We start from the raw sequence: 13748 nt of genomic DNA on the forward strand, positions 1-13748 counted from the left end.
TGAATGAGTGATACAACACGTACGAAACAATTGATCAAAAACGTATTGATTGATTTGTGCCAAACACAATCTTTTCGAAAAATCAGCGTCCAAAAAATCGCAAATGAAGCAAAAATCAATCGTCAAACATTTTATTATCATTTTACAGATAAATACGATTTGCTTCGTTGGGTCTATTGTGAGGATGCCTTGCATTATTTAGACCCGCAATGTCTTACTCTTGATAATTGGGAAGAGCAAGCATTGAAAATGCTGAAAGCAATTGCTGAAAAGAAAGAGTTTTACGCAAATACTGTGCTTTCTGACCAAGAAATTTTACAAAAAGAATTCTCTCAACTAATCCAAAAATCTTTTATCAAGATTTTTGAGCAAATGGATGAAGAAAGACAGCTTTCTGCAAAAGATAAACTATTTTATGCTCGTTTTTTTTCTTACGGTTGCAGCGGCGTGTTAGTCAATTGGATCACGAATGAATATGAAGAAACACCGATGGAAATCGCTATGCAGCTTTTCCGTTTAGCCAAGGATACGGAATTATATTCTTATCGTCTTTATGCAAAAGAAGAGTTAGAAGAACAGTAATAGAAACAATCTTTTGTTGAAAAAGCCATGATCGTTAAAAGGAGATGGGAAAATGACAAAAATTTTATTTGTTTGTTTGGGAAATATTTGCCGTTCACCAATGGCAGAAGGCTTGTTGAAGAAACGAGTAGCATCAGAAGGAAAGGAAGCAGAGTTTTTTGTGGATTCTGCTGCTACAAGTACGTATGAAGTTGGAAAGACACCGCACCCTGGAACGAAAAAAATATTAAACCAAGAAAATGTGGATATGACGAATATGGTTGCTCGTCAAATCACACCCCACGATTTTGAAACTTTTGATTGGATCATTGGCATGGATCAAGAAAATGTAGAAGAACTGAAAAGAAGAGCACCACGCTCAGCACAGGAAAAAATCCATTTGTTTTTAAGTAGCATCCCTGGAAAAGAAAAAGAAAATGTTCCCGATCCATACTATACCAATAACTTTGATGAGACATATCAATTGATCACAGAAGGGTTAGATCATTGGTGGAACATTTGGATGGATGAGAATAAAATAACAAACAGTTTATAAAATTAGCGCTTTCTTTTTTTGAAGATGTTAGAGCATTTCCTTGTTTTTTTGTAAAATGTTAGGTAAAATAAGATTAATTAAGTAACACTTTCTTAGCTAAAGGAGGAGTGCATTCGATGAACGAAGAGACAGTATCACCAATGAAGAAGCTTACGAAGTTAGTTACTCATACCTCGTATCAACTTTTTGATTCTTTTGTAAATGACACTGAAGAACATGCTAAGAATGTACGATTGCAAGGAAAGTTTATTCTTGAGCTGCAAAAAGCTGCGACTGAACATAGTTTAGTTATCTTACAAGTAAGAGCGAATCGTTTGAGTAGCAAGTATGAAACAATCTCAGGTTGGGTGGCGACAAAAACGGTCGAAAAAGACCGAGTAATGATCCGCCTACAAAACGAAGAGCAGCAGATCCGCATGGTTCCCGTAGAACAAATTGAAAAAATAACAATCCTTTCACCAGCAGGAGAACAGGAACGGTTATCAAAATAATTTATACCAGATAGAAAAGCACGTATGAGCTTGTACCATCAATCATTACTAATCAAAAATAACCGAATGCTTTAAGCGGATATCGATAAAACGAAACGTTTTACGATGAGTATCACAGCATGACAGCATTCGGTTGATTAGTTGAATCGATTGTATGGGACAAGTTTTTTTGATAAAAAAAGGTCCTGCTAGCCGGGGAGCTAGCAGGATAAGGAGTTAAAAATGAAAAAGTGTTGTTAGGGTTGTTTGTTAGTATGCTTATATAATAGTCATTAGTTGTGAATATTTTGTGACGAAAGTTTTCGAAAGTTGTTAAGTTTTTTTGCGAAATTTATTTTTATATCATATATTTGTCTAAAATTTTATACTATAAAAAGACACGTTGTGCAATCAGCTACCCTTTGGTATTAGTTCAAAAAACGGTAAAATAGCTCCTTATATTTTGCTGTTTTGCTTTTCTAATACTTAAGCCAAGGCGCTGATTTCACAACCTTTTTTTACAAATCCAGCGATTCCCATGAGTTAAGAACTATCTTTTCTCCAAAAAGAAATAATAGGAATAGAAGTCTTGATAGTTGCGATAAAATAAAAATGGATAGATAAAATTCGAGAGAAACATGTATTGACGTGGCAGATGAAAGGGTCAGTTGTGTTGGTGTATCAGGAGTGCCGTTAGAAGAACACAAGGAGAGAAAAGATGGAACTATTAGAAAAAGAAAGTATTGATTTTTATTTGGAGCGTGATTGGACCGTGTTACGGTATGCTTTTTTCAAGGAAGAAGAGTATGACGGGCTAACTAGTCATCAGGAGGCGGTTTTAGAATTTCTCAATTACTCAAATACATTGTGTGTTGCCAGGTCATGGCGGATTAGCGAAAGGCTTCTCGTAGTTTCTAAAAAAATATATGCACAAAAACTTTACGAATTCAGAGAAGAAAAAATCAACTATACGGATATCCGATTTTTTGACAAGATGAAAGAGTATCCTATTTATGTGAATAAAGAAATGATGAAGGCGAAAAGAGTCACCCCTGAATCATTCTGGGCTGAGGATGGTATCTATCGGACTTCTTTTCTTGATGCGCCTCAAGGAGCGGCAGGAACGGAAGAAGAATTTAACCAGTTGAATGATCGTCTTTTTCCAGATAAAGATCATCTGCATATTTACCTTTGGAACAATGAATTTACGAATTATTATAATAATGGTCGTTATTGGAATGGTGCTTATGTGTGGTCAGTGTATGACGAAAAAAGAAAGCGATTCACTGTTTTTGATGCTATATTGGTATTGGATTGAATTATTCCATATAGGGCTGAACTGGAAAAAGGAGAGAAAAGATGGAACTATTAGAAAAAGAAACAAGGAGATTCGGCTATCAGACAAGTCTATTTACATATTTTGCATTTTTTAAAGAAAATCGCAGTCAAGGGTTAAAAAGTCATCAAGAAGCTATAATAGGTTACCTTACTTACTGCAATCGTCTGTGGGAATGTAGTATATGGTCTTTAGATATTTTTGTAAGAACAGGTAAAAATGTTTCTTCAGAAAAATATGAAGAAAAATTTCAACAAACAAGAAACAATCCTATTGTTTATACGGATCTAAGCTCGTTTGATAATGTACAAGGGTGGCCTATCCGTGTAAATACCTCACTAATGAAGGCAAAAAAAATCGAACCCAAAAATTTTTTTGTACAGGATGGAAATTATGAAACGGCTTTTCTTGACCATGAAGCAGTTATTCCTAAAACACGAGCTGAATTTATACAAATCAATAATCAATTGTTTCCTGAAAAGAAACAGCTAGAGATTTATTGTTGGGATACTACTTTTACGAATTATTATGATGAAGGACGACGGTGGTGGGGAGCTTATTTATGGTCGATTTATGATATGAAAAGAAACCGTTTTACAGTTGTTAGTATCAACTTAGTCAACCAAGCGTGATACTAGAGGAACCGTTTGCGATTCCTCTAGTATTGTTCTGTGCAAATCAGGAGAGTAGAAATGATATAATACTTACGTTTTTTAATACTGTGTGGTGTTCTTTGGATATTTATTTCCCTGTAATGAATCGTGTCGAATTGAGAATGAATTTACGAATTATTATAATGAAGGTCGTTATTGGGATGGTGCTTATGTGTGGTCAGTGTATGACGAAAAGAGAAAGCGATTTACTGTTTTCGATGCTATATTGGTATTGGATTGAATTATTCCATATAGGGCTGAACTGGAAAAAGGAGAGAAAAGATGGAACTATTAGAAAAAGAAAGTATTGATTTTTATTTGGAACGTAATCGAATCCCATTCACTTATGCTTTTTTCAAGGAAGAAGAATATGACGGGCTAACTAGTCATCAGGAGGCAGTTTTAGAATTTCTTAATTGCTCAAGTAGACTACAAGCTTGCTGGTTATGGCGAATCGGTGATTCTATTGAAAAAGGAACGATGGTTTCTAAAAAAACATACGCACAAAAATTTTATGAATTCAGAGAAGAAAAAATCAACTATACGGATATCCGATTTTTTGACAAGATGAAAGATTATCCTATTTATGTGAATAAAGAAATGATGAAGGCGAAAAGAGTCACCCCTAAAGCATTATGGGCTGAGGATGGTATCTATCGGACTTCTTTTCTTAATGCGCCTCAAGGAGCGGCAGGAACGGAAGAAGAATTTAACCAGTTGAATGATCGTCTTTTCCCAGATAAAGATCATCTGCATATTTACCTTTGGAATAATGAATTTACGAATTATTATAATAATGGTCGTTATTGGGATGGTGCTTATGTGTGGTCAGTGTATGACGAAAAGAGAAAGCGATTCACTGTTTTTGATGCTAGTTTAGTGATGATTTAAAAATAAACGAAAATTTTAGAAAAGAAAGGAGCCGCCAAGGGCGGCTCCTCTTTTACAGTTCTTCGTAAGTCAGGATAAGCGGTTAGGATATAATACTTTCTTTTTTTCCATACGATGTTGGGCATTCTTTGAATAACTACTTTAGCGTAATAGATCGAGTCGTATTGAATATAGTTGTCAAGGTTTAATCTATAAAATCCCCACCCTAATGTTTTCCCAAGAGCGATTGATTTATACGATCGATAGATTACACGATTACCATCTTGTAAAGAACAAGCACCTAGAGGTAACTTGATCGTACCCTCTAAGTATTTTTTATTGGCAGTATAGATCGCGCAGTTGATAAATATCAAAGCTTGTTCCGTAGTATGGAAGGCAGCGGAATAGGTTATGTCCTCCAATCGGGCTCGTAGGGCATCCTCAGACTGTCCCACATGCCGTTCCATCGTATGTCCTTTCCCGCCGTCTGCATACCATTCGTCATAGTACAAATCAAGAGGGGAATACCATTCGAATTCATCGTCATCATCGTCATCCCCTTTGAAGTTTTTGATTGCTTCAAGGACGCGAGCTAGACTCAACGCATTCCATGCAGCGCCCATTGCGCCTTCGACTAATGTTTTACCTGTACCATCTTCTACGATGTCTCCAGTTTCTTCATCTAATACACCTCTTCGCCCATCGATCGTGATCGAGTCATCTATTGGGATGGCTGCTTCACTGTAAGCAAAATCGATCGCTCCCCACTGGTATTCTGGAACGGCTACGCGAGTGTCAGCGTACACGAACTTTCCTGTTGCATCAAGGACAACCGTTTGTCCGTATAAGGTAGCGATTATACCAGAAGGATCGAAGCTCAATCCGTTTTCAGTCGGTGCCAAGACTTCCGCTAAGTTCTTTTGTATATCGGCAGTGCGTGTATGATAGGCTTGCGCCATTTGCTGAGCCGTCTGGACAGCGACTTCTCTTGAAGGTGTTTCGATCACCCCAAATTCAAAAGTGGTGTTTTGCTGGATATATTCCAGAAAGTCTTCTTGAGTCGCGATCTGGCTCATCAAGACAGACATCGGGACACTTAATTCGACTTCATGGACGAAGGAACCGTTGCTACCCCGATGGCCATAATTGTGACCGGAGATCGTTAGTAATGTTGTATCACTGCCGACTCGAGTTTCCATGACACGAACCATTTCCAGTAAGAAGAATTGATCTTCGATGAACATTCGATCAGCTACCGAGGCATCACGTCCGATCACGCCAGTTCGAGCGCTTTCGGTAAAAAGAGAACCATAAGAGATCAGTTTACGGAATGCCGGATGGTCATTGATCGAAAAGCGATAAGCACCATGATCCGTTGTTCCTGTCAAATATTCCCGCATCAATGCATGACTGGTCACGTCTTGCGCGTATCTTTTTTGCAGACCTTGCGAGAAATTATAGGTACTAGTAGTAGAATCAATTCCCGAAGTGGCAAAAGCGGCCAATTCTTGTTGCAGGGCAGGATTATTGGAAGATAATTCATACAAGCTCGCATTCGTTTTGAGTAAGTCTGCAGTGGCGACGCCTAAGGAGGAACCTAATTGGTAAAAACTATAACCAAGTCCTGCTCCTAGGATAGCAGAAACTACTGCAGCAGAAGCAGGGAGGGAAACCAATGCAGAACTTAATGTAGCACCAACAGCAGAAAAAGGAGAGAGAAAAGAGGAGAAACTGACGCCATCGGTGAAAGAAACCAATGCTGCGTTGTGCGGATCTGGTTCTTGGGTAGTGACAGGGATACGAGAGATAGACGGGAGTTCAGGAACAACTTCGGTCGTCGCATGTTGTTCTGCTTTAATCGTATACGTTTCTTGGGCGTGCGTTTGGACAGGCGTGGCAGCAAATGGCAGAAGTGTCAACACAACAAAAAACAAATGAGTGAGTTTTTTCATGTTTTCTCCTTTCAAGAACACGCACGGCTGATCGACAAGGGGGCTTTTGCACCTCCGTTCATTCCTATTCGCTTACACATTAATTATTCTTGAAAAAACAAAAGAATACAAGGCGTAATAGAAAAAATCAATTTAAAAAATGTTTTTTATATTATTGGTGTTTCCTTTGTGTATTCTCATGGAAGATAGTAGTTATGCCAAAAAATCGTTTGTTTTTGACGCATAATCGTTCGCGCAACTGATAAAGAAAAAGAAGGGATAGATTTATCTATTTTAATATTAATGTTATTTAATGTTTGCTTTTTTATTATGTAAAAAATAACTTTATTTATAAAAAAGAGGTTGTGACTGAAGTGGTCAGCTTCAAGAAATAAGAAGGAATTGACGAAAATTGCTTCTTAAATTTTTGTAAAATTTCGGCTTATTTTTCGAAGAAGCTACTTCTGGAACACCGTTTATTCGGAAAAAAAGGTCTGTGACAAGACTTTTGTCACAGACCTTTTGCTTTTTATTGATCCTGCGATTACTCGTCGCAATTTTTGTGAGAGCTTTTTCGCAAACTCTTTCTTAAAAAGTGTTCAAGAGACAACCTCTTTTATCAATCCGCTACTTCTTCTTTCTTAGCGAAACTCCAAATCAGGCCGATAATAAAACCGATAACTGCTGGCACGATCCATCCCATCCCCAATTTGAAAAACGGCAAGTAGCTTTCCGCAGCATGTAAAAGATTTTGAACGATAGGGGTTTGCTTAATAGATTCTGGGCAGGCATTCAACCCATCAAAAATCGAAGCAATCAATGTAAAATAGGTAGTCATCCGATAAACAGCTGTACGCTGCTTAAACAAAGGACCAACCAACACTAACAGAATCAATGTCATTGCTAATGGATAGATGAACATCAAAACAGGCAACGAAAATTGAATGATATTCGTCAAGCCTACATTTGCCGCTAAACAGGGAAGGACACTGGCAAGTGCAACAAAAAAGGCGTAATTTCTTTGCGGGAACAAATCCGTGAATGTTTCTGCAAAAGCTGTAATCAAACCAATACCAGTCTTCAAACAAGCTAATATAACGATGAATGCTAATAAGATACTACCATAAGTGCCTAAATAATGATCAGCAATCTGAGCCAGCGTGATTCCGCCATTTTCACTTAGAGCAAAGCTACCTAAGCTCATAGCACCTAAATAAGCGAGCAAAGTATAAATGATCCCCATCAATATAATGCTGATCGCACCAGATTTGATCGTGTCTTTAGCAATTTCAGCAGGTTTTGTTACACCCATGTTTTGGATCGTCGTAACGATGATGATTCCAAATGCTAAAGCAGCAAGCGCATCTAATGTGTTATATCCTTGAGTAAATCCTGTGAAAAAAGCATGGTCTTGGTAATTTGGCTGAATAGGCGCTTGATCGACAGAGCCTAATGGATTCAAAAAAGCAAGGAGAAGCAATGCCCCTAATAAAACCAAAAATGCAGGATTCAGGAATTTTCCAACATAATCTAATATCTTTGTCGGTTTTCTTGAAAACCACCAAGCCAGCACAAAAAATACAATACTGAAAATTGCTAGATATAGCGTCTGTCTGCTAGGATCGATAAATGGTGCTAAACCAATCTCGAAAGATGTGGTTGCAAGGCGAGGTAAAGCAAAAAACGGTCCGATAACTAAGTAAAGCAAGATGGTAAAAACCATCGCATATGTTTGATTTATCCGTTTTGCTAATTCATATACACCTGAGCTTTTCGATACACCAATGGCAATCACCCCTAAGAAGGGAAGACCGATACCGGTAACCAAGAAACCTAGATTCGCCCAAAAGGTAGCAGCGCCTGCTTCTTGACCCAAATGAACAGGAAAGATAAGATTTCCAGCACCAAAAAATAGACCGAAAAGCATGGAGCCTATAAAAAGATAGTCTTTAAATGATAATTTTTTTGTCATACATAACTCCTTTACGGTTTTTTTAAAAGTAACAAAATTTCGAAAAATATGCAACAATTTTCAGAAAATTTCCTATATAAAACGATGGTTATTTAATAACACAAGTGATAAAATAAAAGCGCTGAATCATCTGAGGAGGAATCATCGTGACAAAGTCGAGATTAGAAGCATTTACTGATGGAGTAGTGGCCATAGTTTTGACAGTTCTTGTATTAGACATCAAGATTCCTGATCCATCTGGTATCCATTCTTTATGGGCCATCCGAAATACATTATTAGCTTATGCAATCAGTTTTATATTTGTTGCGGTAATTTGGGTGAACCATCATCGTATATTCCAGATGGCAGAACGCATCAATTACCGAGTGGTCTGGTCGAATATCTTTTGGCTCTTCTGGCTGACCTTATGTCCTTCCGTTACTAGTTGGGTCGGGCGTAACCCTGAAGCTTTTTGGCCTGAGATGGCTTATGTCTTAGTATACACGATGTGGAGTTTTTCTTTTGGTATATTGATGAGGCAAATCATGAAAGCAAATAAACCAGATTCCCATGTCGTGAGAGTTTTGTCAAAGGACCATCGAAGTTTTATCTCCATGTTTATTAACTTATGTTTGATTGCCGGTATCTTTTTTGTACCGATGATTGGGTTATTCGGACGTTTTTTCGTATCTGGTATTTGGATTTTTTCCTATAAAAAAGCAGATGCCTATTATCAGCGGTTGTTTCCTGGGAAATAAAAAGGCTGTGACAAAAATCTTGTCACAGCCCTTTTTCCGAATAAACGGTGTTCTCCTGCCAACTCCTCGGTAATAAGTCTAGCCAAACAAAACATATGAAGAGCTATTTTTTATTTGACTATTCTTATTACTTGATGCAGGACAGCTTTTTCACATCCTCTGATTCACGGTGTTCCAGAAGTAGCTTCTTTGAAATAAGCCGAAATTTCACAAAAATTTAAGAAGCAATTTTCGTCAATTCCTTCTTATTTCTTGAAGCTGACCACTTCTGTCACAACCTCTTTCTTACTTCTTACGTTCATATTTCATATGATAGATCAGTAATAGAAGCAAGAACCACACAGGTGTCAGTAATAAAGCGATTCTCGTATCTTTTCCTAGGAACAAGACGACACACACAAAGGCCATATAAAGAAAGACCAAATAATTACTTAATGGATACAGCGGCATTTTAAATGAATGTGCTTTTTTGCCGAGGATACTTTTACGATATTTCATATGTGTGTAGACAAGCATACTCCAAATAAACAAGAAACAAGTAGTGGCAATACTGCTTACGAGTGTGAATACTTCACTAGGCATCACGTAATTCAAGATAACCGAAATGAAAATGACGATCGTAGAAAACGTCAAAGCATTCCCTGGAACATGATGTGTTGTTAACTTTTTGAATTTTTTAGGAGCACTTCCTTCTTGTGCTAAAGAACGAAGCATACGTCCTGTACTGTATATTGCGCTGTTGCAGGCAGAAGCTGCTGCACTTAATACGACTAGATTGATCAAGGATGCAGCAATCGTGATCCCAATTTCCGAAAATACCTCTACAAATGGACTATTATCTGGGTTCAAGCTATTCCATGGATAGATCGCCATAATGACAAAAAGAGAACCTAAGTAAAATAAGATGATCCTGATAGGAATATTATTGATAGCTTCCGGCAATACTTTTTCAGGATTTTCTGTTTCCCCAGCGACTAATCCAACTAATTCGATCCCAGCAAAAGCAAAGGTCACCATTTGGAAAGCCAAGATGAATCCTTTGGCACCAGTCGGAAAGAATCCGCCATGAGACCATAGATTCGTGATGCTGGCTGTGCCAATATCTGTCGTATAGTGGGTGAGGATCATATAAGCACCTACGAGGATAAAGGCGATGATCGCTACAACCTTGATCAAGGCAAACCAGAACTCTAACTCACCAAACAACGAGACAGCCACCATATTCAAGCAAAGAAGAAGACCTAATGCAATCAGTTCAGGAAGCCACTGAGGAACACCAGGTGCCCAGTAGCGTACATACATCCCAATGGCTGTTAAATCTGCCATTGCAATCGATACCCAGCAGAACCAATACGTCCAACCAGTGATGAAAGCCGCTTTTTTGCCAAGATATTCTGCAACAAAATCCAGAAAAGAATGGTTATTAGTGTTTGATAACAGAAGTTCGCCTAACGCACGCATAATGAAAAAACAGATGCATCCAGTGATGAGATAGGCGAGCAATATCGAAGGGCCAGCTAGCTGGATAGACTTTCCGGAACCTAAAAACAGCCCCGTTCCAATCGCTCCGCCAATAGAAATCAGTTGGACATGTCTATTTTTCAGTCCACGCTGCAGTTCTTGCTCTTCATTCATTTTTAAATCATCCTAACTAAAAAAGTTTAATTACTTCCATATTAAGAGAGTTTTCTGAAAAACACAACTAAGATTCCATAATTTTCAGAAATTTACCTTTTATGAGTAGGCGCAAAAAAAGAACTGCGGTAAATACCGCAGCTCTCTGTCCCAATCAGCGATTGATCCTAAGCATTTAAAATACGTGAAAGGAATTCTTTTGTACGTTCTTCTTTCGGATGGACAAAGATATCTTCTGGTGTACCTTCTTCTGCAATCACACCTTTATCCATAAAAATGACACGGTCAGATACATCTTTTGCAAATTCCATCTCATGCGTCACGATAAGCATCGTCAAGCCAGTATGTGCTAAGTCTTTGATCGTATTAAGCACTTCGCCAACCATTTCAGGGTCTAACGCCGAAGTAGGTTCATCGAATAACAATACATCTGGATTCATCGATAATGCCCGAGCAATTGCGACACGCTGCTTCTGCCCGCCAGACAATTGTGCTGGTTTAGCTTCGACATAACGATCCATACCAACTTTTTCCAGATTTTCGATTGCTACTTTTTTGGCAGTTTCTTTATCTCGTTTCAGGACAGTTGTTTGTCCAGACATACAGTTTTCCAAGACGTTCATATTATTGAAGAGATTGAAGGATTGGAAAACCATACCTAGATTCGTTCGATATTTAGGTAAATTATATTTAGGAGCTAATACATTTTCTCCATTATAAATGATCTCGCCGCCTGTCGGTTTTTCTAGTAAATTGATACAGCGCAAGAAAGTAGATTTACCAGAACCAGAAGAACCGATGATCGTCACAACTTCACCTTTGTTGACTGTCACGCTGATATCTTTCAATACTTCATTTTCACCGAAGCTTTTTCTTAGATGGTTGATTTCAATAATTTTTTCACTCATGATTCTTCCTCCTTATTCCTGCAAATTTGAATTGTCGATTTCTTCAAGCTTTGTGTAAGCAGAAGGTCCATCGATTTTCTTTTCTACCGCACGCAGGATTCTGGTGATCGTAAAGGTCATGACTAAGTAGATGATCCCGACGATCGTAAATGTTTGGAAGAATTGGAAATTCGCACCGGAAGCAGAGTTCCCTTGGAAGAACAAGTCAGCTACGCCGATTACACTTAAAACGGCTGTATCTTTGATATTGATAACAAATTCATTCCCCGTTGCCGGCAAGATATTCCGTAAAACTTGTGGAATAACAACTTTTCTCATCGTTTGGCCATGCGTCATACCAATGGCTTGCGCAGCTTCGAACTGTCCTTCATCTACTGCAAAAATCCCCCCACGGACGATCTCTGTCATGTAAGCTCCAGTATTGAGAGAGACGATAAACAAAGCGGCAATCGTTCGATTCAACGAAATACCAAAAGCGAGTGCCAGGCCGTAGAAGATGACCATTGCTTGTACCATCATCGGTGTTCCGCGGAATATTTCGACATAGATAGATAGAAGTGCATTTCCGATTTTTTGGAAGAAGCGAGTCAGTGCATTTCCTGATTCAGGTACCGAACGGAAGACACCAATCAGTAATCCAAGTGTGGTACCGACAACTGTCCCAATCAATGCGATGAACAAGGTAAGTCCAGCACCTCGTAAGAACATATTGCCGTATTGTTTCCAAATCGTAGTGAAGTCAGAAATGATGCCGGGTTTTTCTTCGCTATCAGTTGCAGCAGGCTGATCTTTGACTGCTTGGTCCATGATTTTTGTTCGTTCATCGTTAGAAATGCCAGAAAGAATCTGGTTTACTTTTTGGATATCCGGGTCGCCTTTACGCATACCAACAGAAATCTGAACATCTTCCGGGTTTGTCTGGAAGCCATCTGCACCGCTGAATTCGAGCATTTCCAGGTCTTTGTTCACACTAGTTGCCGTTACACCTTCCGGACGTTCGCTGACATAACCATCGATCATTCCAGAAGCTAACGCTGTTCTCATGGCTGAGAAATTATCCATTGCTTGTTGTTTCTGAACATCCGGTATCTGATCGATCACCGTATAATGGAAGGTATTTAACTGAGCAGTGATCTTTGCTCCAGAAAGATCTGCTAAACTTTTTGCCTTTGCGTATTTGCTATCTTTTTGGACCACCACTACTAATTGTGATTCATAATAAGGATCAGTAAAATCAATTTCTTTTCGTCGTTCAGCAGTAGGGCTCATTCCGGCGATGATCGCATCGATCTTGCCTGATTGAAGGGCAGGAGCCAGACCATCCCATTTTGTTTGGACGATGACTAATTTTTTCCCTAAACCATCTGCTACTTTTTTAGCGATTTGAACATCATAACCGCCGGCGTAACTATTTTGGCCTTGGATTGGCAAGGCGTTATTCTCATCTGTTTGTTGAGACCAGTTGAAGGGTGCATACCCAGCCTCCATACCTACGCGAAACTCATCGCTCGGTGTTTTTTCATCTGCATTTGCCAGAGATCCCACACTGAATAGTGAGAAGACAAAAGCAAATAGTACGGCAACTGAAACCATATTTTTTTTCATTTTTTTCTCCCTTTCTGATTATATGATACACGAGCGGTCTAGATGAAATGCGGTAAAGCTTTATCTGAAAAAATAAAAAGCGACCAATTTATAGATATAAAAAGGCCGCTAAAATTCCATAAGGTGATAAACCTCTCACAAAACATAGCGCAACTTAGCATCACTGCTAAGACAGTCCGCAAGCTCTTAACTTGCGTCCCAACATACACTTCAAGCAAAAAAGTGTACATTTCGGCGATCCTCCCTATTCCTGCTTCTCCATGTTTGCTTCACTCCACAGGGTTAATGATTCTCGCGACCTCTACCTCATTGATTGAGGCATCTCGTATTCAGTTATTTATACAAAAAAAGTTTACGATACTCGAGAGGCTTTGTCAATCTATAACTGCTGTTTTTTGAAAAAATACTGATAAATATAGAAATCTTTACTTTTACCGAAAAAACAATCAAAATGTGAATCATCTATCCATTACAAACGATAGTATAATTATACACAAAAATGTATGTAACACAA

General features: G+C 38.5%; 12 protein-coding genes and 1 riboswitch. Of the genes, 7 read left to right on the forward strand and 5 right to left on the reverse strand.

Translation table 11 applies throughout. The annotated features are described in order from the left end of the window. The first annotated feature begins 3 nt into the window (after window positions 1-3). The 6 genes from IGJ53_RS00825 to IGJ53_RS00850 all read left to right on the forward strand — a co-directional run bounded on the left by IGJ53_RS00825 (window position 4) and on the right by IGJ53_RS00850 (window position 4467). On the forward strand, window positions 4-582 hold the full coding sequence (locus tag IGJ53_RS00825) for a TetR/AcrR family transcriptional regulator (protein ID WP_002290530.1): 579 nt from the start codon (window positions 4-6) through the stop codon (window positions 580-582). A 52-nt stretch (window positions 583-634) separates the two neighbouring features. Next, entirely contained in the window at window positions 635-1117 is a 483-nt protein-coding gene (locus tag IGJ53_RS00830) for a low molecular weight protein-tyrosine-phosphatase (RefSeq protein ID WP_002345476.1), read from the forward strand. 116 nt (window positions 1118-1233) lie between these two features. Continuing rightward, complete coding sequence (locus IGJ53_RS00835) at window positions 1234-1608, forward strand: hypothetical protein (RefSeq protein WP_002289815.1); 375 nt, start codon at window positions 1234-1236, stop codon at window positions 1606-1608. A 697-nt stretch (window positions 1609-2305) separates the two neighbouring features. Further along, window positions 2306-2905, forward strand: a complete 600-nt coding sequence (locus IGJ53_RS00840) for a hypothetical protein (RefSeq protein WP_438749328.1) — start codon at window positions 2306-2308, stop codon at window positions 2903-2905. Between the two features lie 41 nt (window positions 2906-2946). Continuing rightward, window positions 2947-3555, forward strand: coding sequence for a hypothetical protein (locus tag IGJ53_RS00845; RefSeq protein ID WP_002314045.1), 609 nt, complete (start codon window positions 2947-2949; stop codon window positions 3553-3555). A 303-nt stretch (window positions 3556-3858) separates the two neighbouring features. Beyond that, the gene (locus IGJ53_RS00850; protein WP_038398413.1) at window positions 3859-4467 is read left to right on the forward strand and encodes a hypothetical protein; all 609 of its coding nucleotides are present in this window, start codon (window positions 3859-3861) and stop codon (window positions 4465-4467) included. Here IGJ53_RS00850 and IGJ53_RS00855 read toward each other — a convergent pair. Continuing rightward, window positions 4464-6398: an RNase A-like domain-containing protein gene (locus IGJ53_RS00855; protein WP_438749331.1), complete on the reverse strand. Its 1935-nt coding sequence runs from the start codon at window positions 6396-6398 to the stop codon at window positions 4464-4466. The genes IGJ53_RS00850 and IGJ53_RS00855 overlap by 4 nt on opposite strands. Before the next feature lie 598 nt (window positions 6399-6996). Further along, window positions 6997-8349, reverse strand: coding sequence for a branched-chain amino acid transport system II carrier protein (gene brnQ, locus IGJ53_RS00860; RefSeq protein WP_259742062.1), 1353 nt, complete (start codon window positions 8347-8349; stop codon window positions 6997-6999). A 146-nt stretch (window positions 8350-8495) separates the two neighbouring features. On the opposite strand from brnQ, the gene IGJ53_RS00865 reads away from it, so the two are divergent. Beyond that, the gene (locus IGJ53_RS00865; RefSeq protein ID WP_002312417.1) at window positions 8496-9086 is read left to right on the forward strand and encodes a TMEM175 family protein; all 591 of its coding nucleotides are present in this window, start codon (window positions 8496-8498) and stop codon (window positions 9084-9086) included. A gap of 285 nt (window positions 9087-9371) precedes the next feature. Here the strand turns inward: IGJ53_RS00865 and IGJ53_RS00870 are convergent, their stop codons facing one another. The 3 genes from IGJ53_RS00870 to IGJ53_RS00880 form a co-directional block, all read right to left on the reverse strand. Further along, window positions 9372-10721, reverse strand: coding sequence for an amino acid permease (locus IGJ53_RS00870; protein WP_010731757.1), 1350 nt, complete (start codon window positions 10719-10721; stop codon window positions 9372-9374). 167 nt (window positions 10722-10888) lie between these two features. Continuing rightward, entirely contained in the window at window positions 10889-11629 is a 741-nt protein-coding gene (locus IGJ53_RS00875) for an amino acid ABC transporter ATP-binding protein (protein ID WP_002293446.1), read from the reverse strand. A 12-nt stretch (window positions 11630-11641) separates the two neighbouring features. Continuing rightward, window positions 11642-13234, reverse strand: coding sequence for an ABC transporter permease subunit (locus IGJ53_RS00880; RefSeq protein ID WP_002373390.1), 1593 nt, complete (start codon window positions 13232-13234; stop codon window positions 11642-11644). A gap of 137 nt (window positions 13235-13371) precedes the next feature. Next, a riboswitch (Lysine riboswitch) is annotated at window positions 13372-13546 on the reverse strand. Window positions 13547-13748: the final 202 nt, after the last annotated feature.

Source organism: Enterococcus sp. DIV1283b (assembly GCF_051710965.1).
In the GTDB taxonomy this organism is placed as follows: Bacteria; Bacillota; Bacilli; order Lactobacillales; family Enterococcaceae; genus Enterococcus_B; species Enterococcus_B lactis.

Excerpts from the sequence above, each read along its gene's own strand:
- IGJ53_RS00845 (WP_002314045.1), top strand. The coding sequence starts at position 2,947 with ATGGAACTATTAGAAAAAGAAACAAGGAGATTCGGCTATCAGACAAGT.
- IGJ53_RS00870 (WP_010731757.1), bottom strand. The coding sequence starts at position 10,721 with ATGAATGAAGAGCAAGAACTGCAGCGTGGACTGAAAAATAGACATGTC.
- IGJ53_RS00880 (WP_002373390.1), bottom strand. The coding sequence starts at position 13,234 with ATGAAAAAAAATATGGTTTCAGTTGCCGTACTATTTGCTTTTGTCTTC.
- IGJ53_RS00830 (WP_002345476.1), top strand. The coding sequence starts at position 635 with ATGACAAAAATTTTATTTGTTTGTTTGGGAAATATTTGCCGTTCACCA.
- IGJ53_RS00875 (WP_002293446.1), bottom strand. The coding sequence starts at position 11,629 with ATGAGTGAAAAAATTATTGAAATCAACCATCTAAGAAAAAGCTTCGGT.
- IGJ53_RS00840 (WP_438749328.1), top strand. The coding sequence starts at position 2,306 with ATGGAACTATTAGAAAAAGAAAGTATTGATTTTTATTTGGAGCGTGAT.
- IGJ53_RS00850 (WP_038398413.1), top strand. The coding sequence starts at position 3,859 with ATGGAACTATTAGAAAAAGAAAGTATTGATTTTTATTTGGAACGTAAT.
- brnQ (WP_259742062.1), bottom strand. The coding sequence starts at position 8,349 with ATGACAAAAAAATTATCATTTAAAGACTATCTTTTTATAGGCTCCATG.
- IGJ53_RS00855 (WP_438749331.1), bottom strand. The coding sequence starts at position 6,398 with ATGAAAAAACTCACTCATTTGTTTTTTGTTGTGTTGACACTTCTGCCA.
- IGJ53_RS00825 (WP_002290530.1), top strand. The coding sequence starts at position 4 with ATGAGTGATACAACACGTACGAAACAATTGATCAAAAACGTATTGATT.
- IGJ53_RS00835 (WP_002289815.1), top strand. The coding sequence starts at position 1,234 with ATGAACGAAGAGACAGTATCACCAATGAAGAAGCTTACGAAGTTAGTT.